Below are 19,880 nucleotides of genomic sequence, written 5' to 3' on the forward strand. Positions count from 1 at the left end.
CCGACTCTGCCCTGGTCGCGGTGGAATACCCCTGTACGAGTACCCACTGCGGGCGGACCCACGGCGGCCCGGACCGCTGCCCCGGCCCGGTGCGGCCGGGTCACCAATTCGCCACCGCCAGGCCGTACATCGCGAGCCAGACCGTGCCGATCAGGGCGAGGGCCCGGTCGTGCAGGACCACGTCCTCGGGCTCGCCCGCGGTTCCGCGGTCGGCGAAGACGGCGTACCTGAGCACCGCGAGGACGAAGGCGACCATGGACAGCTGTCGCCAGGGCAGCACGCTCGTGTGCGGCACTCCGCCCTCCTCCAGGGCCCACATGCAGTAGGCGAGGACGGCGACGCCCGCGGCGAGCTGCCAGACGAAGCGGAGGTAGCCGGTGCTGTACTCGGTGAGCAACGCGCGCGTGGCGCCCGCCTTTCCGGCCATCTGGACGGCCTCGGAGTAGCGCTTGGCCGAGACCATGAACAGCGCGCCGAAGCCGGTGGTGATCAGGAACCAGCGGGACAGCGGGATGCCGAGCGCGACCCCGCCGATCATCGCCCGCATCAGGAAGCCGGTGCTGACGACGACCAGGTCGATCACCAGGACGTGCTTGAGGCTGACGCAGTAGGCCAGTTGCATGCCGATGTACGCCGTCAGGAGGGCCGCGACGACCGGGGAGGACAGCCAGGCCGCGGCGGCCGGCGCGAGGACGGCCAGGGCGGCTCCGGTGGCGTACGCGACGGGGACGGGGACCTGTCCGGCCGCGACCGGGCGGTGCCGCTTGGTGGGGTGGGCGCGGTCGGCCGCCGCGTCCCGGGCGTCGTTGATCAGGTAGACGGCGGCGGCGCAGGCGGTGAAGAGGACGAAGACGAGGGTGACCTGGGTGAGCGCCTCCCGGGTGAACAGCCGTCCGGCGGCGGCCGGGGCGGCGACGACCAGGCTGTTCTTCACCCACTGCTTGGGGCGGGTGGTCTTCAGCAGGCCCCGCAGGACGGCCCCCGCGCGGGGCCGCGCGGGTGGCCCGCCGGGCGCTCGCCACTGCGGGCGGGACATCTCACCCTGATTCGTGGCCGTGTCCGCGTGCGCGGAGCCGGCGAGGGGCGCGGTCTCAGTCATGGGCGCTCCTCGTCATCCAGCGTGCCCCCAGTCGCGCCGTGAGTGCCCCGAGGGCGGCGCCCGCCGCCACGTCGGAGGGGTAGTGGACGCCGACGACCAGGCGGGACAGGCACATGGCGGCGGCGAGCGGCGCGATCCCGTACGCCCCCAGGGCGCCGAAGGCGACGGCGGCGGCCGTGGCGGAGGCGGCGTGGGAGCTCGGGAAGGAGTGCCGGCCCGCGGTGCGCACCCGGGGCTCGACGTGCATGGGGCGCGCGCGGCGCACGAGCCGCTTCACGCCCATGCTGCCGAGGTGAGCGCCCGCGACCAGCGTCGTGCCGCGCACCCAACAAGCGCGCCGCGCGCCGTCCGCGGCGGCTCCGACGAGTCCCACCGCGAGCCACAGCGCGCCGTGCTCGCCGGCCAGGGACAGAGCACGGGCGGCGGACGCGACGCGCGGATCGGTGCCGCGGGCGTGCAGGGCGGAGAGGATCCGGTGATCCAGATCGTCGAAGTCGTCCATGTGGACTCACTGTTCACGCTCACCCCAGCCAAACTATGGCAATATTGTGCGACATCCCATTAATCACCCATTTCGGGGAGGGAATTGACGTCGCGGGATCAATCGCCCGCATAGGGGCGATACGGTCACCGGCATGTCTGGAGACACGGTTTCCGTCACGGGCTGGGGCCGCACCGCCCCCACCGCCGCCCGGCTGATCCGCCCACGGACGTACGATGAGGCCGCGGCCGCCGTCCGGAGCTGCGGGGCCCGCGGGAGCATCGCACGGGGGCTGGGGCGGGCCTACGGGGACGCGGCGCAGAACGCCGGCGGATCCGTCCTCGACATGACCGGTCTCGACCGCATCCACGCCATCGACGCCGACGGCGGCACCGTGCTGTGCGGCGCGGGCGTGTCCCTGCACCGGCTCATGGAGGTGCTGCTGCCGCTCGGCTGGTTCGTGCCGGTGACCCCGGGCACCCGCCAGGTGACGGTCGGCGGGGCGATCGGCGCCGACATCCACGGCAAGAACCACCATGTCTCCGGCTCCTTCTCCCGCCATGTACTGGCGCTGGAACTGCTCACCGCCGACGGCGAGGTCCGCGCGGTGGGCCGCGGCACGCCCCTGTTCGACGCGACCGCGGGCGGCATGGGCCTGACGGGGATCGTCCTGACGGCCACCCTGCGCCTGCTCCCGGTCGAGACGGCGTACCTGTCCGTCGACACCGAACGCGCCACGGACCTCGACGACCTGATGGCCCGTCTGACCGCCACCGACCACCGCTACCGCTACTCGGTCGCCTGGATCGACCTGCTGGCGCGCGGCGCGGCGACCGGACGCGCCGTGCTGACCCGCGGCGACCACGCACCCCTGGAGGCGCTGCGGGAGGGCACCCGCGCGCGGCGGCACCCGCTGTCCTTCCGCCCGCGCCGGCTCCCGGCCGCCCCCGCCCTGGTCCCGGAGGGACTGCTCGGCGGCACCACCGTGGGATGGTTCAACGAACTCTGGTACCGGAAGGCACCCCGCGCGCGTACCGGTGAACTGCAGGGGATCTCCCGCTTCTTCCACCCCTTGGACGCGGTGCCGCACTGGAACCGGATCTACGGCCGCGGCGGCTTCGTGCAGTACCAGTTCGTCGTCGGGTACGGCCAGGAGGACGCCCTGCGCCGGATCGTGCGCCGCGTCTGTGAGCACCGGTGCCCCTCCTTCCTCGCCGTCCTCAAGCAGTTCGGCGACGCCGACCCCGGATGGCTGTCCTTCCCGGTGCCCGGCTGGACGCTCGCCCTGGACATCCCGGCGGGGCTGCCCGGGCTCGGTGCCTTCCTCGACGGGCTGGACCAGGAGGTGGCCGCGGCCGGCGGGCGGGTCTACCTCGCCAAGGACTCCCGGCTACGGCCGGAACTGCTCGCCCCGATGTACCCCCGGCTCGCCGACTTCCGTGCCCTGCGCGCGGAGTTGGACCCGCGCGGGGTGTTCGTCTCCGACCTGGCCCGCCGCCTCGGGCTCTGACCTCCCCCGCCCCCTCTGATCGCCCCAAGGAGCTGTCGTGAAGGACGCCTTCGGCCTCCCCCAGTCCCTGCTCGTCCTCGGCGGCACGTCCGAGATCGCGCTGGCCACCGCGCGCCGGCTGATCGCCCGCCGCACCCGCACGGTCTGGCTGGCGGGCCGCCCCTCGCCCGCCCTGGAGGCGTCCGCCGAGAGCCTGCGCGCCCTGGGGGCGGACGTCCGCACCGTGGCCTTCGACGCGCTCGACCCCGAATCCCACGAGACGGTGCTCGGCAAGGTCTTCGCCGAGAGCGACATCGACATGGTGCTGCTCGCCTTCGGGATCCTCGGCGACCAGGCGCGCGACGAGCGGGAGCCGGTGAACGCGGTCCGGGTCGCGCAGACCAACTACACGGGAGCGGTGTCGGCGGGTCTGGTGAGCGCGGGCGCGCTCCAGGCCCAGGGCCACGGCTCTCTGGTCGTGCTCTCCTCGGTGGCCGGCGAGCGCGCCCGCCGCTCGAACTTCATCTACGGCTCCAGCAAGGCCGGCCTCGACGCCTTCGCCCAGGGCCTCGGCGACGCGCTGCAGGGCACCGGCGTGCACGTCATGGTCGTACGCCCCGGGTTCGTCCGCTCGCGGATGACGGCCGGCCTGGACGAGGTCCCCCTGTCGACCACCCCGCAGGCCGTGGCCTCGGCCATCGAACTGGGCCTGCGCCGCCGCTCGGAGACGGTCTGGGTACCGGGGGCGCTCCGCCTGGTCATGTCGGCCCTGCGCCACGCGCCCCGGGCGGTGTTCCGCCGGCTGCCGCTGTGAGGGACCGGCCGGCCGGGCCTGAAGCGAGTGCGCCGCTCAGCGGGTCGGGACCGAGCCTCGGTCCATGTGTCCGGCCTGCGGGGGCACCACGGCCCCGGCGAAGGTGAACTCCCGGAGCTTGCGCCACACGCCGTCGGGGCCCTGCTCGTGGAGGGCGAAGCCGGTGCAGGGCCACTCGGCGGCGTAGTCGGCCAGCTCCCGGAAGGCGCGGTCCATGCCCGCCTCGTCGATGCCGTGGGCCACCGTGACGTGCGGGTGGTACGGGAACTGCAGCTCCCGCGCCACCGGACCGGAGGCGTCACGGATCCGGGTCTGCAGCCAGGAGCAGGCCTCGGCACCCTGGACGACCTGCACGAACACCACCGGCGACAGCGGACGGAAGGTGCCGGTGCCGGACAGCCGCATCGGGAACGGACGGCCGACCGCGGCGACCTCGGCGAGGTGCGCCTCGACGGCCGGCAGCTCGCTGCCGTCGACCTCCGTCGGCGGCAGCAGGGTGACGTGCGTGGGAATGCCGTGAGCCGCGGGGTCGCCGAAGCCCGCGCGCCGCTCCTGGAGCAGGCTGCCGTGAGGCTCCGGGACCGCGATCGACACGCCGATCGTTACGGTCCCCACGTCGTCTCCTGTCGTCGTGTCCGGTGCGTTTGCGGAGTGCGGTGCGGTTGCCGAGCACGGCGCCGGGCGGGTTGCCCGATTCGTGCTCAGCCGTGTGGCTTCGACTGTAAGGCCACGGCTGTCCTGTGGGCAGGCGCGGCCGGAGTGATGTGCAGCGCGCTGCCCGGTGCCCGTGCGTGCGGGGGTACGCCTCAGTGCTTGGCGGGCAGGAAGCCCACGCGGTCGTACGCCTGGGAGAGGGTCTCCGCGGCGACGGCCCGCGCCTTCTCCGCGCCCTTGGCCAGGATCGAGTCGAGCGTCTCGGGGTCGTCGAGGTACTGCTGGGTGCGCTCCCGGAACGGCGTCACGAACTCGACCATGACCTCGGCGAGGTCGGTCTTGAGCGCACCGTAGCCCTTGCCTTCGTACTTCTCCTCCAGTTCGGGGATACCCGCACCGGTGAGCGTCGAATAGATCGTGAGCAGATTGCTCACGCCCGGCTTGTTCTCGGCGTCGAAGCGGACCACGGTGTCCGTGTCGGTGACGGCGCTCTTGACCTTCTTCGCGGTGGCCTTGGGCTCGTCGAGGAGGTTGATGAGGCCCTTCGGCGTGGACGCCGACTTGCTCATCTTGATCGACGGGTCCTGGAGGTCGTAGATCTTCGCCGTCTCCTTGAGGATGTACGGCTTCGGGACGGTGAAGGTCTGGCCGAAGCGGCCGTTGAAGCGCTCGGCGAGGTCACGGGTGAGCTCGACGTGCTGGCGCTGGTCCTCGCCGACCGGGACCTCGTTGGCCTGGTAGAGCAGGATGTCCGCGACCTGCAGGACCGGGTACGTGAACAGGCCGACCGAGGCGCGGTCGGAGCCCTGCTTGGCGGACTTGTCCTTGAACTGGGTCATGCGGGAGGCCTCGCCGAAGCCGGTGAGGCAGTTCATGACCCAGGCGAGCTGGGCGTGCTCGGGAACGTGGCTCTGGACGAAGAGCGTGCAGCGCTCCGGGTCGAGGCCGGCCGCGAGGAGCTGGGCGGCGGCGAGCCGGGTGTTGGCGCGCAGCTCCGCCGGGTCCTGCGGGACCGTGATCGCGTGCAGGTCGACGACCATGTAGAACGCGTCGTGGGTCTCCTGCAGGGCCACCCACTGGCGGACGGCGCCGAGGTAGTTGCCGAGGTGGAACGAGCCTGCGGTGGGCTGGATACCGGAGAGCACGCGGGGACGATCAGAGGCCATGCTCACCATTCTCTCAGGTATGGGGGGCCAATCCGGTACCGGTCGGAAACAGGTACGGACCGATCCCTCCCCGGACCTGTAACGACCCGGTCGATCGCCGCCGATGAGACGAGAAACACAGTGCGTACGGCCGGGCGCCGACGCACCTTCTCGGGGCGGGAGGCGGCGGCGCATGGCGGTGCGGAAGCCGAGCGGACGGACGCGGTTACGGCTGGTGGCCCTGACGGCGGTGGCCCTGGCACTGGGCGGGACGGCGGCGCCCGGGGCCTGGTCGGCGGGCGCCGCGGCCGACGACCCGGGTGTCCGCGCCGATCTTCCCGACATGGCCGTGCTCGTCACCGGCGGCTCCGGACGGTCCACGACGCTGCACTCCGGGGAGCCCGGCTTCGCGCGCCTGTGGCAGCTGATGGAGCCGACCTACACGGGGACGGAGCGGGTGCCGCGGGCCTGGGCGCAGGGACGGTATCCGGCACCGCGGGTCACCGTGGTCTGGGGGCTGACCGGCGTCGGCGGCTGGCCCCGGACGAGCCGCCCGCCCGGCGGCGACGTGGCCATGGAGCGGCTCGACCAGCTGCTTCTCGCGGCCGACGGGACCCCGTGGGTGCGCTCGGATCCGGCGCCGGACGTGACGGACGACGACATCCGCTGGCATCGGGCGTCACGCGGGGTGTTCCGGCAGCTGGAACGGTCGGGGCTGGTCGCGGCGGACGGGGCTCCGGGGCCGGGCCCGGGAGCCGATACCGGGACCGGCTCCGGTGCCTCCGGGTGGGACCGTACGACGGATGGCGCCTGGTGGGCGGTGTCCGGACTGGCCGTCGGGGTCGCCGGGACCCTGCTGATACGCCGCGCGGCGGCCCGGCGCGAGGCCGGACCGCCGCGGGACGAACCACGACAGGAGCTGATCGATCTGGATCTGTGACGGCCGCTCCCTGCGGGGACGGTCAGCCCAGGTCGATCTCCGGGTACAGCGGGAAACCGGCGACGAGGTCGGTGGCCCGGCGGGAGATCTCGTCCGCGATCTTCGGGTCGAGGACGTGCTGGGCCTTGGACGGCGTGCCCTTGCCGGTGACGCCGGGCTCGGTGGTGGTCAGCACGCGGTCGATGAGGCCGGCGACCTCGTCCATCTCGGCGGTGCCCAGGCCACGGGTGGTCAGGGCGGGGGTGCCGATGCGGATGCCGGAGGTGTACCAGGCGCCGTTCGGGTCGGCCGGGATGGCGTTGCGGTTGGTGACGATGCCGGAGTCGAGGAGGGCGGCCTCGGCCTGGCGGCCGGTGAGGCCGTAGGAGGTGGCGACGTCGATCAGGTTGAGGTGGTTGTCGGTGCCGCCGGTGACCAGCGTGGCGCCGCGCCGCATGAGGCCCTCGGCCAGCGCGCGGGAGTTGTCGACGATGCGCTGGGCGTAGTCCTGGAAGGAGGGCTGCCGGGCCTCGGCGAGGGCGACGGCCTTGGCGGCCATGACGTGCGGGAGCGGGCCGCCGAGGACCATCGGGCAGCCGCGGTCGACCTGGTCCTTGAGCGAGTCGTCGCACAGGACCATGCCGCCGCGCGGGCCGCGCAGCGACTTGTGGGTGGTCGTGGTGACGATCTGGGCGTGCGGGACCGGGTCGAAGTCGCCGGTCAGGACCTTGCCCGCGACCAGGCCCGCGAAGTGGGCCATGTCGACCATGAGCGTGGCGCCGACCTCGTCGGCGATCTCGCGCATGATCCGGAAGTTCACCAGACGGGGGTAGGCGGAGTACCCGGCGACGATGATCAGCGGCTTGAACTCACGGGCGGAGGCGCGCAGGGCCTCGTAGTCGATCAGGCCGGTGGCCGGGTCGGTGCCGTACGAGCGCTGATCGAACATCTTGCCGGAGATGTTCGGGCGGAAGCCGTGGGTGAGGTGGCCGCCGGCGTCCAGGGACATGCCGAGCATGCGCTGGTTGCCGAAGGCCTGGCGGAGCTCGGCCCAGTCGGCCTCGGCGAGGTCGTTGACCTGGCGGACGCCGGCCTTCTCCAGGGCGGGGGCCTCGACGCGCTGGGCGAGGACGGCCCAGAAGGCGACGAGGTTGGCGTCGATGCCGGAGTGCGGCTGGACGTAGGCGTGGCGGGCGCCGAAGAGCTCCTTGGCGTGCTCGGCGGCGAGGGACTCGACCGTGTCGACGTTGCGGCAGCCGGCGTAGAAGCGGCGGCCGACGGTGCCCTCGGCGTACTTGTCGCTGAACCAGTTGCCCATCGCGAGCAGGGTGGCCGGGGAGGCGTAGTTCTCGGAGGCGATCAGCTTGAGCATCTCGCGCTGGTCGGCGACCTCTTGGCCGATGGCGTCGGCCACGCGGGGCTCCACGGCGCGGATCACGTCGAGGGCGGCGCGGAAGGCCGTGGACTCAGGGGAAAGCGGTGCGGAATTCTCAGGCATCGGGGACCTCCGGACGTGACGTTCGGCGTACTCGGTTCGGCCCAGGCGCACGGCACTCTTTCGCGCTCGGGCCGCTCCCTGATGGTCCGTCCCATCCCAGCGCGCCAGTCACGGCCCGTTGATCAGCCTACCGGGCGCGTCGCACGGTGTAGTTCCCGCGTCCACCATGCGAGCGAGGATAGGAAAGGGGATGAACCTCGACTCTTCGGCCCTCTGGAGTTCCCGTGACCACGACGGAGACGCTCATCGCCGCCGCCGACGCCCACAGTGCGCACAACTACCACCCGTTGCCGGTGGTCGTGGCCACCGCGGACGGGGCCTGGATGACGGATGTCGAGGGCCGGCGCTACCTCGACCTGCTGGCCGGTTACTCCGCGCTGAACTTCGGGCACGGCCACCGGCGGCTGGTGGCGGCGGCCAGGGCGCAGCTGGACCGGGTGACGCTCACCTCGCGGGCCTTCCACCACGACCGGTTCGCCGCGTTCTGCACGGAGCTGGCGGAGCTGTGCGGGATGGAGATGGTGCTGCCGATGAACACCGGGGTGGAGGCGGTGGAGACGGCGGTGAAGGCGGCCCGCAAGTGGGGCTACCGGGTGAAGCGGGTGCCCGCGGAGATGGCGAAGATCGTGGTCGCGGGCGGCAACTTCCACGGCCGGACGACGACGGTGATCAGCTTCTCCACGGATCCCGAGGCGCGAGCGGACTTCGGGCCGTACACGCCGGGCTTCGAGATCGTGCCGTACGGGGACCTGACGGCGATGCGGGAGGCGCTCACCGAGAACACGGTGGCGGTGCTGCTGGAGCCGATCCAGGGCGAGGCGGGGGTGATCGTTCCGCCGGCCGGCTATCTGCGGGCGGTCCGGGAGCTGACGAGGGAGCGGAACGTCCTCTTCATCGCCGACGAGATCCAGTCGGGACTGGGCCGGACCGGGCGGACCTTCGCCTGTGAGCACGAGGGGGTCGTGCCGGACGCGTACGTGCTGGGCAAGGCGCTGGGCGGCGGGATCGTGCCGGTGTCGGCGGTGGTGTCGAGTGCGGAGGTGCTGGGCGTGTTCGGGCCCGGCGAGCACGGGTCGACGTTCGGCGGGAACCCGCTGGCCTGCGCGGTGGCGCTGGAGGTGATCGCGATGCTGCGCTCCGGCGAGTACCAGGCGCGGTCGGCGGAGCTGGGCGAGCATCTGCACCGGGAGCTGGGCGCGCTGCTCAGCGCCGGGAAGGTGACGCAGGTACGCGGGCGCGGGCTGTGGGCCGGGGTCGACATCGACCGGCGGCTCGGTACGGGGCGGCAGGTCTCGGAGCGGCTCATGGACCGGCGTGTCCTGGTGAAGGACACGCACGGCTCCACGATCCGCATCGCCCCGCCCCTGGTGATCAGCAAGGAGGACCTGGACTGGGGCCTCGACCAGCTCCGCGCGGTGCTGGCCGCTTAGCGGATCACGTGGGGCAGGAAGCGGGCGTACTCGTCCGTGATCAGGCCCGAGGACTCGCGGATGCCGAGGCCGGCGGACTCGCCGTGGACGACCCAGGCGCCGAGGACGACGTGGTTGCCGTCGAAAGCGGGGAGCGGGGCCAGCTGCTGGTAGCAGCAGGGTTCGTCGCGCGGGGCGGCGGGCGCGCCGGGTTCGTGGACGGTGACGCCGGCGCCCTCCCGGCCCAGGAGGGGCTTGGCGACGTAGCCGGTGGTGGTGGCGAGCTCGCGCGGGCCGTCGAGGTAGGAGGGCAGCAGGTTGGGGTGGCCGGGGTACAGCTCCCAGAGGATCGCCAGGAGGGCCTTGTTGCTCAGCAGCATCTTCCAGGCGGGTTCGATCCACAGGGTGCTGCCGGTGCCGCCGCCGTTGTCGAGCGTGTCGAGGACGTGGCCCGCGAAGGCGTCGGTGGTGAGCCACTCCCAGGGGTAGAGCTTGAAGCAACTGCGGATGAAGCGCAGGTGGTTGTCGACGAAGCGGCCGGACAGCGGGTCCCAGCCGATCTCCTCCATGGAGATCCACTCGGTGTCCAGGCCGGCCTGCTCGGCGGTCTCCTTGAGATAGGCGACCGTCATCAGGTCCTCGCCCAGCTCGTCCTCCGAGGAGTGCGCGAAGTACAGGGGGCTGCCGGGCGGCAGGAGGGCGGCCTGGCTCTTCCAGGCCGCCACCAGCCGCTCGTGCAGGGAGTTCCACTGGTCGGCGCCGGGGAAGCGCTCCTCCATCCAGAACCACTGCGGCGAGGCGGCCTCGACCAGGGAGGTGGGAGTGTCGGCGTTGTACTCCAGGAGCTTCGCCGGGCCCGTACCGTCGTAGCGGAGGTCGAAGCGGCCGTAGACGGAGGGGAGTTCGGCGCGGCGCCGCCACGCCTCGGCGACGACGTGGGCGACGCGCGGGTCGGTGATGCCGAGGTCGGCGAAGCGGCCCTCGGCCACGATGTGCTCGGCGGCCGCCAGGCACATGCGGTGCAGTTCCTCGACGACCTCCTCCAGCGCCTCGACCTCGTCGAGCGTGAACACGTAGTAGGCGCTCTCGTCCCAGTACGGGCGCAGCGAGCCGTCCGGCTGGCGGGTGAGGGGGTAGATCAGCCCCTGTTCCTCGACGGTCTGCTGCCAGCCGGGGCGGGGTTCGATCGTGCGGCGTTCCATCGTGTGTGCTCGCTCAGCCGCCGGAGCTGCCCTTGCCGCCGCCGAAGCCGCCGCGGTGGACACCGCTGTGGTGGCTGTCGTCGTCCGATGAGGAACCGCCGGAACCGCCGGAGCCGCCGGGCTTGCTGAAGGAGCCGCCGTCGACCCAGCCGTTCTTCTTCTTGCCGCCGTAGTACCAGGCGGCGTCGACCTTGATCCGGGTCTTGACCGGTCGGCGGGACTTGGCGGACCCGGAGACCTTGACGGACCCGTTGGTCTTGCAGGTCTTGTCGGCGACGACCTTGTAGCCCTTGGCGATGTTGTAGCTGTCGCGGTCGACGCAGCGTTTGTCCGGTTCGGACGAGCAGGCGGTGAGGGCCGCCGCGAGGAGGCCCATGCCGCCGAGGACGACGGTGGTGGAGCGCAGTTGTCGGCGCGTGCCGGCCATGTTCGTGTATCCCCCGTTGGCTGATTCTTTGTTGCTGTCCAGACAGCCTAGAGATCGGTGGGAGTGGCACCGCAGGCGGCCCCAGGGGTCACCCGCAGTCACCCGCTCCCCTACAGTCACTTTGTGGTCTTTGGAATGGTGTGCGCGCTCGGCGCGGCGGTCTGCTTCGGTACGGCGACGGTGTTACAGGCGATGGCCGCCCGGGAGGCGAGCACGGGCGGGGGCGGGGACGCGGCACTGCTGCTGCGTGCCCTGCGGCAGTGGCGGTATCTGGCCGGGCTGGCGCTGGACGGGCTCGGCTTCCTGCTGCAGATCGCGGCGCTGCGGTCGATTCCCATCTACGCGGTCGGCGCGGCGCTGGCCGCCAGCCTCGCGGTCACGGCGGTGGTCGCGTCCCGGCTGCTGCGGGCGCGGCTGGGCGGGCTGGAGTGGGGCGCGGTCGCGGTGGTGTGCGCGGGGCTCGGGATGCTGGGCCTGGCGTCCGGGACGGAGGGGGACCGCGGCGGGTCGGCGGCGCTCAGGTACGCGATGCTCGGCACGGCCGTCGCGGTGCTGCTGCTCGGCGCGGTCGGCGGGCGGCTGACCGGCCGGGGGCGGGCGCTGCTGCTGGGGCTTGGCGCCGGGTTCGGGTTCGGGGTGGTGGAGGTGGCGGTCCGTCTGATCGACTCGCTGCGCCCGTCCGACCTGCTCACCAACCCGGCGACGTACGCCCTGCTGCTCGGCGGCGGGGCCGCGTTCCTGCTGCTGACCTCGGCCCTTCAACGGGGGTCGGTGACGACGGCCACCGCCGGGATAGTGATCGGGGAGACGATCGGTCCGGCGGCGGTCGGTGTGATCTGGCTCGGCGACCGCACCCGGGAGGGCCTGACCTGGCTCGCGGTGCTCGGCTTCTCGGTGGCGGTGGCGGGTGCGCTGGCACTGGCCCGGTTCGGCGAGGCGCCGACCACGGAGGCGGCACCGGTCTCCGAACCCACCACCCACTGACCGCCGGCGCCGGCCGGGACGGCCCGTCGAGGCTCCCTCACGGCAGCACCCGGCACAGCGCCCGCAACGCCCCCGCCCACGCGTGCTCCGGCGGTGTCCCGTACCCGACGACCACGGCGTCCAGCGGCTCGGTCGTGGCGTGTTCGTGGCGGAACGCGGACAGTCCGTGCAGGGCGAGGCCCTGCCAGACGGCGGCCTGCACCACCGTGCGCTCGGTGCCGGGCGGCAGGCGCAGCACGGCGTGCAGCCCGGCCGCGATGCCGGTCACCTCGATGCGGGGTGCCTCGGGCGGGCGGGCGGCGACGGCCGCGACCAGGGCGTCGCGGCGGCGCCGGTAGCGCAGCCGGGCGGAGCGCACCTGACGGTCGTAGGCCCCGGAGGTGAGGAACTCGGCGAGGGTCAGCTGGTCCAGCACCCCGCACACGTCGGTGTGGCCCTTGACCGCCGCGCACTCCTCGACGAGCGCCGGCGGCAGCACCATCCAGCCCAGCCGCAGCCCGGGGGCCAGCGACTTGCTGGCGGTGCCGAGGTAGACCACGTGGTCCGGGTCCAGGCCCTGCAGCGCGCCGACCGGCTGGCGGTCGTAGCGGAACTCACCGTCGTAGTCGTCCTCCAGGACCAGCCCGCCGGTGCGCCGCGCCCAGTCCACGGCGGCCGCCCGCCGGTCGCGGTGCAGGACGGTGCCCATCGGGAACTGGTGCGCCGGGGTGAGCAGCACGGCCCCGGCGTCGGCCGCGTCCGTGGCGGCCGTCAGCCCGCCGGTGTCCGTGCCGCGCGCGTCGTACGGGAGCGGCCGGGTGACGCAGCCCGCCTCCGTCAGGAGGGTCCGGTGCTGGACCAGGCCGTACGACTCGACGAACACCGTCCCCGCGCCGCGGTGGTGCAGCACCGTGGCGAGGATCCGCAGGGCGTGGGTGATGCCGGAGCAGATCACGACGGCCTCGGGGTCGGCGCGCACGCCGCGGGCGCGGGCGAGGTAGCCGGCCAGGGCGGCGCGCAGTTCGGGGCGGCCGCGCGGGTCGCCGTAGCCGAGGGCCTCGGAGGGGGCGGCGGTGAGGGCGCGGCGGGCGGCCCTGAGCCATTCGGCGCGCGGGAACGCGGCGAGGTCGGGGGTGCCGGGGATCAGGTTGTGGACGGGCCGCTGGGGTGCGCGGCGGCGGGGTGCCGTGCCGGCCGGGCGGGCCACCGCTCGTTCGGCGACCCGGGTGCCGGAGCCCTGCCGGGCGGTGAGCCAGCCCTCGGCGACCAGGTCGGCGTAGGCGTCGGCGACCGTGTTGCGGGCGATGCCCAGGTCGGCGGCGAGGGTGCGGGAGGAGGGCAGTCGGGTGCCGGGGGCGAGGCGGCCGGTGCGCACGGCGTCGCGCAGCGCGTCGGTCAGGCCCCGGCGCAGACCGGCCGTCCCGGTCGGTTCGAGGTGCAGGTCGACGCCCAGAGTGGCCCGGGATTCTGCCATGTAAATGGACCATACTCCTGGGCTGCCTTGCTCCTAGGGTCGATGGCATGACCACAGAACACAACACCACCTACGCCCCCGAAGTCCCGCCCCGCCTGCAGTGGGCCGAGCACGCCCCCGAGGTCTACCGGGCGATGGTCCGGCTCGACAGCGCCGCCCGCAAGGGCCTGGACCCCACGCTGTACGAGCTGGTGAAGATCCGCGCCTCGCAGCTCAACCACTGCGCGTTCTGCCTCGACATGCACACCAAGGACGCGCTCGCGGCCGGTGAGAGCGTCGAGCGGCTCGTGCAGCTCGGCGCGTGGGAGGAGTCGCGGCACTTCTACACGGAGAAGGAACTGGCGGCGATCGAGCTGACCGAGGCGATCACGGTCCTCACGGACGGCTTCGTGCCGGACGAGGTGTACGAGCGGGCCGCCAAGCAGTTCGAGGAGGCCGAGCTGGCACAGCTGATCGCCGCGATCACGGTGATCAACGCGTGGAACCGGTTCGGCGTGACCACCCGTATGGCCCCGGGCCACTACCAGCCGGGTCAGTTCGGGTGACCCGTCGTACGTCGCCGCGGGCGCCGACTGCGTGTACCCGATCCACGCCCCGGCGGCCGTGCTCCCCCTGCTGCGGGCCGACATCGAGGGGCCGATCAACATGCACGGCCATCTGGACGGCACGGGCCCCTCGCCCACCGAACCCGGTGAACTCGGGGCCACGCGCGTCACCTTGGGGCCGGGGCTCCAGCGGCGCACCGCCCGTGCGCTGCGGGAGATCGCCGACGGCCTGACGAATTGAAGGAATGTAGGAATTCACGACAGCCACGCCTTCCACACCTGGGGGTGGCTGTCCGCCCACTTCTTCGCCGCCTCCTGAGGCGTCAGCTTCTGGTCGGCGATCATCAGGGACACCTGGTCCTGGTCCTCGGTGGTCCACCGGAACTTCTTCAGGAAGGCGGCCGCCTTGCCGCCGTCCTTGGCGAAGTCCGCGTTGAGGTACTTCTGCAGCGGGGTCTGCGGATAGGCGCAGGCGACCTTGGCCGTGTCCGCGTCGCAGCCCTCCTTGTAGGCGGGCAGCTTCACCTCGGTCATCGGGACCTTCTTGAACAGCCACTGCGGCGTGTACCAGTACGTCAGGAACGGTTTGCGCTCCTTGGCGAACTGCCTGATCTGGGTGATCTGGGCGGCCTCCGAACCGGCGAAGACGACCTGGTAGTCCAGCTTCAGGTTGGTCACCAGCGCCTTGTCGTTGGTGACGTAGGACGGGGAGCCGTCCATCAGCTGGCCCTTGCCGCCGCTCTCCGGGGTGCGGAAGAGGGAGGCGTACTTGTTCAGGTTCCGCCAGTCGGTGATGTCCGGGTGCTGCTTGACCAGGTACGTGGGGACGAACCAGCCGATGTGACCCGTCACCCCGAGGTCGCCGCCCCGGGCGATGGTCCTCTTGTCGGTGACGTAGCGCTGCTCCTGGTCGGGGTGGCCCCAGTCCTCCATGATCGCGTCGACCCGGCCCTGGCTGAGCGCGTCCCAGGCGGGGACCTCGTCGACCTGCACGGTGTCGACGCGGTAGCCGAGCTCGTGCTCCAGGAGGTACTGGGCCACGGCCACGTTGGACTGCGCGCCCACCCAGGACTGCACGGACAGGGTGACCGTCTTCGCGCCCTGGGCGTTCGCGAACGGCGAGGCCTGCCTGGTCATGTCGGCGGCGCCGCAGCCGGTGGTCAGGGCCAGGAGGGCCACGGCGGCCGTGAGTGTCGTACGACGGGACATACGGCGGCGCATGTCACGCTCCCTTCTTCGCGCGGCGTTCGGTCGGCTGGGTCACCCGGTCGAGCACCAGGCCCAGGCAGACGATCGCGGCGCCGGCCACCAGGCCGGTGGCCAGGTCGCCCTGGGCGAGGCCGAAGGCGACGTCGTAGCCGAGGGCGCCGGCGCCGACCAGGCCACCGATGATGACGACGGCGAGGACCAGGACCACGCCCTGGTTGAGGGCGAGCAGCAACGAGCGCCGGGCGAGCGGCAGCTGGATCTGCCACAGCTGCTGCCGGCCGGTGGCGCCGAGCGAGCGCGCGGACTCCAGCGCGGCCGGGTCGACCTGGCGCAGACCCTGCGCGGTGATCCGGACGACCGCCGGGAGGGCGTAGACGACCGCGGCGGCGACGGCCGGGGCGCGGCCGACGCCGAACAGCGCGACGACCGGGATCAGGTACACGAACTGCGGCATCGTCTGGAAGACGTCCAGCACGGGGCGCAGGGCCCGTTCGAAGCGGTCGCTGCGGGCCGCCGCGATGCCGGCCGCGAAGCCGAGCACGAGGGTGACGGCCACGGCCGCGAGGACCTGCGAGAGCGTGTCCAGGGACGGATCCCACACACCGAGCACACCGATCGCGGCCATCGCGAGGACGGCGGTCAGGGCGGTGCGCCAGGTGCCGATCAGCCAGGCCAGGGCGGCCACCAGCAGCAGCACCGACCACCAGGGCAGCCACTGCAGTCCGTCCCGCAGGGGGTCCAGGACCCAGGTGGTGAAGTGGCCCGCCCAGTCCGCGGTGCCGCCGATGTACGGGACGCCGGAGTAGAGGTGGGCGGTCATCCAGTCGACGGCGCGGTTGACCGGCTCGGCGATGTTCAGGGTCCAGCCGGAGGGCCAGTCGAGGTGGCCCAGCAGGCGGACGGCCACGGCGACGGCGACGGTGCCGAGGGCGCCGTAGGCCCAGGGCCGCAGGTCGCGGTGGCCCTCGCCGGCGTGCTCGCCGGCGGCGCCGGTCACCCGGTCGAGGACGACGGCGAGGAGCACGATCGGGATGCCGGCCGCGAGGGCCGCGCCCACGTCGACCGAGGCCAGCGCCTGGTAGACGCGGTCGCCGAGGCCGCCGGCGCCGATGACGGACGCGATGACGGCCATCGACAGCGCCATCATGATCGTCTGGTTGAGGCCGAGGAGGAGTTCCTTGCGGGCCAGCGGGATGCGGGCGGTCAGCAGGCGCTGGGGGCCCGTCGCGCCGAGCGACTCCACGGCCTCCAGGACCTCGGGGTCGGCGCCGCGCAGGCCCAGCGCGGTGAGGCGGGCCATCGGCGGGGCGGCGTAGACGACGGTGGCGAGGACGGCGGCGGGGACGCCGATGCCGAAGACCAGGACGACGGGGAGGAGGTACGCGAACGCCGGGAGCACCTGCATGGTGTCCAGGACCGGGCGCAGCGCGCGGTCGAGGCGGTCGGAGAGTCCGGCGCCGAGGCCCAGCAGGGCGCCGACGGCCACGGACACCAGCACGGCGACCACCATCAGCGCGAGGGTCTGCATGGTCGGCACCCACATGCCGAGCAGACCGCAGGCCAGGCACGCGGCGGCCGTGCCGAGCGCGAGGCGCACCCCGGCGACCCGCCAGGCGACGAGGGTGCCGAGGGCGGTGACCCCCGCCCAGCCTGCGGCGAGGAGCGCCAGGTAGACGGCGCGTACGGACAGCACGACGGCGTTGCTGACGTAGCCGAAGAAGTACAGGAACAGCGGGTGGCTGTCCCGGTTGTCGATCACCCAGTCGCTGGCGTCGGCGAGCGGCTTGGACAGGTCGACGGTGAGGGCGTGCGGCCAGCTGCCGCTCGCCCAGCGGGCGTGGGCCAGCGGCACGAGGACGGCCGCGGCGAGGGCGAGCAGCACGAGCTTGCGGGCCGCGGGGCGCCGGAGGAATCCGGGCAGTGCGAGGCGCGGGGCGGCAGCGGTGACAGTGGCCATTACGCCGCCTCCTTGCTCGGCTCCGTTCCGGCGACCACAGCGAGCAGCCGCTCGTGGTCCACCACCCCCAGGCACCGGCCGTTGTCCACGACGCAGGCCGGCTTGCCGCCGTGGGCGACCGTTCTGATCGCGTCGGCGACGACCGCGTCGGGGGGCAGCGCGCCGGGGTGTTCCGGGCCGCCGCAGTCGCCGGGCCGCATCGCCGTGCGGACGGTGACGACCTGCTCGCGCGGGACGTCGCGCACGAACTCGCGGACGTAGTCGTCGGCCGGGGAGTTCACGATCTCCTCCGGGGTGCCGAGCTGGACGACGCGGCCGTCGCGCATGAGGGCGATGCGGTCGCCGAGCTTGAGGGCCTCGCTCAGGTCGTGGGTGATGAAGACCATCGTGCGGCCCTCCTCCCGGTGCAGGCGGGTCACCTCGTCCTGCATGTCGCGCCGGATCAGCGGGTCGAGGGCGCTGAACGGCTCGTCGAAGAGCAGGACCTCGGGGTCGACGGCGAGGGCCCGGGCGAGGCCCACCCGCTGGCGCTGGCCGCCGGACAGCTGGGCGGGTCTGCGCTTCTCCATGCCCTCCAGGCCGACCTTGGCGACGACCTTCCGCGCCCGCTCCCGGCGCTCGGACTTGGCGACGCCCTGGATCTCCAGGCCGTAGGCCACGTTGTCGAGGACGGTGCGGTGCGGGAGCAGGCCGAAGTGCTGGAAGACCATCGCGGCGCGGTGGCGGCGCAGTTCGCGCAGCCGGGTGCGGTCCATCGCGCGGACGTCCTCGCCGTCGATGGAGATGCTGCCCGCGGTCGGCTCGATGAGCCGGGTCAGGCAGCGCACCAGCGTCGACTTGCCGGAGCCGGACAGGCCCATGACGACGAAGACCTCGCCCTTGCGCACGTCGAAGGAGACGTCGCGGACGGCGGCCGTGCAGCCGGTGCGGGCGCGGAGTTCGGCGGGCGGCAGGCCGGTCAGCTCGGGGTCCGCGGGGACGCGGTCGCCCTTCGGGCCGAAGACCTTCCACAGGCCGTTCACGGAGAAGACGGGAGTACTCATCGCGCACCACCTTCGATCAGGTCGACGGCTTTCTCACCGACCATCAACACCCCGATCATCGGGTTGACGGCGGTCATGGTCGGGAAGACGGAGGCGTCGGCGATGCGGATGCCGTCCAGGCCACGGATCTTCAACTCGGGGTCGACGACGGCCTGTTCGTCGTCGACGGGGCCCATCCGGCAGGTGCCCGCCGGGTGGTACACGGTGTGCGCGACCTTGCGGGCGTACTCGCCGAGCTCCTCGTCGCCGGTGACGTCCGGGCCGGGGCAGACCTCCCGCTTGAGCCAGGAGGCCAGCGGCTCGGCCTGGGCGATCTCCCGGGCGATGCGGATGCCGTCGACGAGGGTGCGGCCGTCGTAGTCGTCCTCGTCGGTGAAGTAGCGGAAGTCCAGGGCGGGCTTCACGGACGGGTCGGCGCTGGTGAGGTACAGGCGGCCGCGGCTCTTCGGCTTCGGGATGTTGGGGGTCATCGAGACGCCGAACTCCGGGCGTTCGTAGCCGAGGCGCTCCGGGTTGTCCGTGAAGGGGATCTGGTAGAAGTGGAACATCAGGTCCGGGCCCGCGTGTTCGGGGTCGCGGCGGACGAACAGGCCGGCGTCGGAGTCCATCGCGGAGTTCTCCGGGATGGGGCCGTGGGTCTCCCAGGCGATCACCGACTCGGGGTGGTCGAGCAGGTTCTCGCCGACGCCCGGGAGGTCGTGCGCGACGGGGATGCCGAGCTTCTCCAGGTCCGCCTTCGGGCCGATGCCCGAGTGCAGGAGCAGCCGGGGCGAGTCGACCGCGCCCGCGCACAGCAGGACCTCGCGGCGGGCCCGTACGAGGAGTTCCTCGCCGTCCTTGGTGCGCACGTGCACGCCCTCGGCGCGCGTGCCGTCCAGTTCCAGCCGGTACGCCCAGGTCTCCAGGAGGATGCGGAGGTTGGGCCGCTCGTCCATCACCGGGTGCAGGTACGCCACCGACGCCGACGACCGCTTGTTGGTCTCCGGGTGGTAGGCGAGGTCGAAGAAGCCGACGCCCTCGGCGAACGGCTCGCGGTTGAAGCCCTCGACGCGGGGCACGCCGAGCGCCGCCTGGGCGGCGTCGACGAAGTCGCGGGCGATGGCGTTGCGGTCGTTCTCGTCGACCGGGACGATGTTGTTGCGCAGGCGGGCGTAGTACGCCTCCATCGGCACCGCGCCCCAGCCCTTGGCGCCGGCCTCCTCCCACTCGTCCCAGTCCGACGGCAGCGGCTTGAAGGAGATCAGGGTGTTGTGCGAGGAGCAGCCGCCCAGGACGCGGGCCCGGCTGTGCCGGATGTGGGAGTTGCCGCGGGGCTGCTCGGTGGTGGGGTAGTCGTAGTCGAGTTCGCCGCCGAGCAGGCCCATCCAGCGGCGCAGGGTGAGCACGTCGTCGCGGTCGACGTCGCTGGGGCCGCCCTCGATGACGGCGACGGTGACATCCGGGTTCTCGGTCAGGCGGGCGGCGATGACGGAGCCCGCCGTGCCGCCGCCGATCACGACGTAGTCGTAGGTATGGGGATTCTCGAACGTGGGGGACATGGGGGGTGTTCGCT

At 72.8% G+C, this 19,880-nt stretch carries 18 protein-coding genes, 1 pseudogene and 1 riboswitch; of the genes and pseudogenes, 7 read left to right on the plus strand and 12 right to left on the minus strand.

What is annotated here, in order from left to right; translation table 11 throughout:
• Positions 1 to 100: 100 nt before the first annotated feature.
• Both ACWGKT_RS21475 and ACWGKT_RS21480 read right to left on the minus strand, forming a co-directional pair.
• A complete protein-coding gene (locus ACWGKT_RS21475; RefSeq protein ID WP_453274945.1) occupies positions 101 to 1,099 on the minus strand; it encodes a decaprenyl-phosphate phosphoribosyltransferase in 999 nt (332 codons plus the stop codon).
• Positions 1,092 to 1,601 carry a phosphatase PAP2 family protein gene (locus tag ACWGKT_RS21480; RefSeq protein WP_356145262.1) on the minus strand — a complete coding sequence of 170 codons (510 nt, stop codon included), beginning with the start codon at positions 1,599 to 1,601 and terminating at the stop codon, positions 1,092 to 1,094. The genes ACWGKT_RS21475 and ACWGKT_RS21480 overlap by 8 nt, the downstream gene beginning before the upstream one ends.
• Positions 1,602 to 1,734: 133 nt before the next feature.
• On the opposite strand from ACWGKT_RS21480, the gene ACWGKT_RS21485 reads away from it, so the two are divergent.
• Both ACWGKT_RS21485 and ACWGKT_RS21490 read left to right on the plus strand, forming a co-directional pair.
• On the plus strand, positions 1,735 to 3,090 hold the full coding sequence (locus tag ACWGKT_RS21485; protein ID WP_453274946.1) for an FAD-binding protein: 1,356 nt from the start codon (positions 1,735 to 1,737) through the stop codon (positions 3,088 to 3,090).
• 37 nt (positions 3,091 to 3,127) lie between these two features.
• Positions 3,128 to 3,883: a decaprenylphospho-beta-D-erythro-pentofuranosid-2-ulose 2-reductase gene (locus ACWGKT_RS21490; RefSeq protein WP_356145265.1), complete on the plus strand. Its 756-nt coding sequence runs from the start codon at positions 3,128 to 3,130 to the stop codon at positions 3,881 to 3,883.
• Between the two features lie 36 nt (positions 3,884 to 3,919).
• Here ACWGKT_RS21490 and ACWGKT_RS21495 read toward each other — a convergent pair whose 3' ends face one another.
• Both ACWGKT_RS21495 and trpS read right to left on the minus strand, forming a co-directional pair.
• On the minus strand, positions 3,920 to 4,498 hold the full coding sequence (locus tag ACWGKT_RS21495) for a 2'-5' RNA ligase family protein (RefSeq protein ID WP_453274947.1): 579 nt from the start codon (positions 4,496 to 4,498) through the stop codon (positions 3,920 to 3,922).
• 191 nt (positions 4,499 to 4,689) lie between these two features.
• Positions 4,690 to 5,703 carry a tryptophan--tRNA ligase gene (trpS, locus tag ACWGKT_RS21500; protein ID WP_356145269.1) on the minus strand — a complete coding sequence of 338 codons (1,014 nt, stop codon included), beginning with the start codon at positions 5,701 to 5,703 and terminating at the stop codon, positions 4,690 to 4,692.
• A gap of 172 nt (positions 5,704 to 5,875) precedes the next feature.
• On the opposite strand from trpS, the gene ACWGKT_RS21505 reads away from it, so the two are divergent.
• Positions 5,876 to 6,622: a hypothetical protein gene (locus ACWGKT_RS21505; protein WP_453274948.1), complete on the plus strand. Its 747-nt coding sequence runs from the start codon at positions 5,876 to 5,878 to the stop codon at positions 6,620 to 6,622.
• A gap of 22 nt (positions 6,623 to 6,644) precedes the next feature.
• Here the strand turns inward: ACWGKT_RS21505 and ACWGKT_RS21510 are convergent, their stop codons facing one another.
• Positions 6,645 to 8,099: a glycine hydroxymethyltransferase gene (locus tag ACWGKT_RS21510; RefSeq protein WP_356145271.1), complete on the minus strand. Its 1,455-nt coding sequence runs from the start codon at positions 8,097 to 8,099 to the stop codon at positions 6,645 to 6,647.
• A gap of 32 nt (positions 8,100 to 8,131) precedes the next feature.
• Positions 8,132 to 8,221, minus strand: a riboswitch (ZMP/ZTP riboswitch).
• A 102-nt stretch (positions 8,222 to 8,323) separates the two neighbouring features.
• Here ACWGKT_RS21510 and rocD point away from each other — a divergent pair.
• Entirely contained in the window at positions 8,324 to 9,529 is a 1,206-nt protein-coding gene (gene rocD / locus ACWGKT_RS21515; RefSeq protein ID WP_453274949.1) for an ornithine--oxo-acid transaminase, read from the plus strand.
• On the opposite strand, the gene ACWGKT_RS21520 is transcribed toward rocD, so the two are convergent.
• Together ACWGKT_RS21520 and ACWGKT_RS21525 are read right to left on the minus strand one after the other, a co-directional pair.
• Positions 9,526 to 10,710, minus strand: a complete 1,185-nt coding sequence (locus ACWGKT_RS21520) for a glutathionylspermidine synthase family protein (RefSeq protein ID WP_453274950.1) — start codon at positions 10,708 to 10,710, stop codon at positions 9,526 to 9,528. The genes rocD and ACWGKT_RS21520 overlap by 4 nt on opposite strands.
• 13 nt (positions 10,711 to 10,723) lie before the next feature.
• Positions 10,724 to 11,137 carry a hypothetical protein gene (locus ACWGKT_RS21525; RefSeq protein WP_356145276.1) on the minus strand — a complete coding sequence of 138 codons (414 nt, stop codon included), beginning with the start codon at positions 11,135 to 11,137 and terminating at the stop codon, positions 10,724 to 10,726.
• Positions 11,138 to 11,272: 135 nt separating this feature from the next.
• Here ACWGKT_RS21525 and ACWGKT_RS21530 point away from each other — a divergent pair, with 135 nt between their 5' ends.
• A complete protein-coding gene (locus ACWGKT_RS21530; protein ID WP_453274997.1) occupies positions 11,273 to 12,121 on the plus strand; it encodes a hypothetical protein in 849 nt (282 codons plus the stop codon).
• A gap of 37 nt (positions 12,122 to 12,158) precedes the next feature.
• Here the strand turns inward: ACWGKT_RS21530 and pdxR are convergent, their stop codons facing one another.
• Complete coding sequence (gene pdxR, locus ACWGKT_RS21535) at positions 12,159 to 13,574, minus strand: MocR-like pyridoxine biosynthesis transcription factor PdxR (RefSeq protein WP_453274951.1); 1,416 nt, start codon at positions 13,572 to 13,574, stop codon at positions 12,159 to 12,161.
• A 47-nt stretch (positions 13,575 to 13,621) separates the two neighbouring features.
• Here pdxR and ACWGKT_RS21540 point away from each other — a divergent pair, with 47 nt between their 5' ends.
• Positions 13,622 to 14,119: a carboxymuconolactone decarboxylase family protein gene (locus tag ACWGKT_RS21540; RefSeq protein WP_453274952.1), complete on the plus strand. Its 498-nt coding sequence runs from the start codon at positions 13,622 to 13,624 to the stop codon at positions 14,117 to 14,119.
• Between the two features lie 7 nt (positions 14,120 to 14,126).
• Positions 14,127 to 14,360 (plus strand): annotated as a pseudogene (locus ACWGKT_RS21545) (isocitrate lyase/phosphoenolpyruvate mutase family protein); the annotation flags it as partial.
• A gap of 14 nt (positions 14,361 to 14,374) precedes the next feature.
• Here ACWGKT_RS21545 and ACWGKT_RS21550 read toward each other — a convergent pair.
• From ACWGKT_RS21550 to ACWGKT_RS21565, 4 genes are read right to left on the minus strand one after another with little or no spacing between them, the layout of a single operon-like run.
• Entirely contained in the window at positions 14,375 to 15,340 is a 966-nt protein-coding gene (locus ACWGKT_RS21550; protein ID WP_453274953.1) for an ABC transporter substrate-binding protein, read from the minus strand.
• Position 15,341: 1 nt separating this feature from the next.
• Complete coding sequence (locus tag ACWGKT_RS21555) at positions 15,342 to 17,285, minus strand: ABC transporter permease (protein ID WP_356145282.1); 1,944 nt, start codon at positions 17,283 to 17,285, stop codon at positions 15,342 to 15,344.
• Positions 17,285 to 18,328 carry a quaternary amine ABC transporter ATP-binding protein gene (locus ACWGKT_RS21560; RefSeq protein ID WP_453274954.1) on the minus strand — a complete coding sequence of 348 codons (1,044 nt, stop codon included), beginning with the start codon at positions 18,326 to 18,328 and terminating at the stop codon, positions 17,285 to 17,287. Before ACWGKT_RS21560 ends, ACWGKT_RS21555 begins: the two co-directional genes overlap by 1 nt.
• The gene (locus ACWGKT_RS21565; RefSeq protein WP_453274955.1) at positions 18,325 to 19,866 is read right to left on the minus strand and encodes a GMC family oxidoreductase; all 1,542 of its coding nucleotides are present in this window, start codon (positions 19,864 to 19,866) and stop codon (positions 18,325 to 18,327) included. Before ACWGKT_RS21565 ends, ACWGKT_RS21560 begins: the two co-directional genes overlap by 4 nt.
• Positions 19,867 to 19,880: the final 14 nt, after the last annotated feature.

Source organism: Streptomyces sp. NPDC054794 (assembly GCF_053611585.1).